The sequence below is a fragment of the Paraburkholderia sp. SECH4 genome, from assembly GCF_030511745.1.
In the GTDB taxonomy this organism is placed as follows: Bacteria; Pseudomonadota; Gammaproteobacteria; order Burkholderiales; family Burkholderiaceae; genus Paraburkholderia; species Paraburkholderia madseniana.
The window spans coordinates 1-1,642 of sequence record NZ_JALOCP010000112.1; the positions used below are offsets into that span (position 1 = coordinate 1).

Annotated in this window: 1 protein-coding gene; it reads right to left on the bottom strand. The window is 60.5% G+C overall.

The features are described 5' to 3' along the window. Positions 1-18: 18 nt before the first annotated feature. A complete protein-coding gene (locus M0D67_RS41950; protein ID WP_266243671.1) occupies positions 19-1,515 on the bottom strand; it encodes an IS5 family transposase in 1,497 nt (498 codons plus the stop codon). Positions 1,516-1,642 lie beyond the last annotated feature (127 nt).

Consider the following 1,642-nt stretch of genomic DNA (forward strand, 5'->3'; position numbering starts at 1 on the left):
TAGTCGGCCCTGCAAAATTCAGTTTGCTTGATGCACGACGCCGATGAGGCATTTTGTCGGAGCGGGAAGGTTGAGCGGCCGGAAGCGTTTCCGGTGCGCAAACAGCGGATGCGACGGCACATTGACGATCCAATGCAGCCAGGCGAGGATAAAAAAGATGGGCCCCAGACCCAGGCGAACAATCGCACGCAACAGCCAGCGCAGATTGTAGCCCGTGGCGCACAGCACGGCATGCAGCGCATCGCCGGTTTGCCCTTTGAGCCAGCAACGACGCATACCGTGGTCGTGCTTCACATGGCCGATGATCGGTTCAATCGCCTGTCGTCGCTTGAGCCAGCGGCGCTGTGTGCTGGTCAGTGTCCTGTGTTTTCCGCGATGAATAAGGTGTACTGATGATACTTCCGGGTCGACGCCGCGAAAGCCGAGATCGACCAATACGGTCTTCGGCTGCGGTGTACCGGGCAGGTCCTGCAACAGAATGGAGCTCTGTTCGAGTTGCTCGGCCAGCGTATGGCCGTCATAGGGGTTGCCGAGGAACGACCGCGCACCGATGATCAACCCTTGTTTCTCCGTGATCGCGAGGCTCACCTTGACGCCGAACTCGTAGGGCTGGCGCGCCTTTCCTTTCCCAATGCATTCAACTTCAGGCGCATGCAGTGCGTAGAGCTTGTTCTTGTCCTTTGGACGTTGGCGGCAAATGCGCCAGGCCCGCTCAAGCCAGACACGCAGTTGTGCCTGCCGTTCGTCCGAAGCTCCAGACAGCTTGCGTTCGATATCGCGCAGCAACCGTCCCAAGACTGTGCGCTGACGTTTGAGTACACGACGCAGGCGCTTGAACTGCTTCGCATGGGCATAGCCGCCTGCGCGGCGCCGCAGCCGCTTGCCTTCGCGCTCGTAGGTTTGCTTCAACGCCAACCCGGCGCGCTGCGCCAGCTGCACGAGTCTGGCCCGTGACACCTCAAGCAGACGGCTGTCGGTCGGATACGCAATCGCCTTCTCCTGCACCGTGGTGTCGACGATCACGCGCTCGAATTCAACCGGCGTCACCGCCTTCATCTGCACCGCAGCCGCGATCGTCGCCGCAAGCAGCTCCTCGACACCGGCTTCGCCCAGCGCCTGTCGAAAGCGCACCAGGTTGGTCGGGTCGCACGGGAGGCGCGGCCGGAAATACTCCTCGCCGCAGAAAAACTGGAAGTACACGTCCTGCGCCCAGCGCTCGCACACCGTTTCGTCACTCTCGTTGTAGGCGTGCTTCAGGTACAGCAGACCCACCATCAGCCGCATAGGCAAGCGCGGACGTCCAGCCGCACTGACGCTACCCGCAAGTTCCAGCGAGTTCGAGCCAAACAGGTCATCCGCTTCGCTCACCCGCCCATCGCGTGAGCGTCGCTCAAACAGGGGAGCAAGCGTCGTTTCGATTGAAGCCCACGACATCTTCGTTGCCAACACGGCAAGCGGGTGACGCAGATCAATCATCGCGTCCAGACGGCTACGAAAGAAATCAGGCGTGCTCATTGGCGACCACTCCGAAACTCCCAGAATCTTTATCAGATCGATATTCGTTCTGGGAGTTCTCTTACCCGCCGACAAACTGCATCGCCAAGTCAGGCGGGGCCTCACGAACTTCTGCAAGGCCGACTCA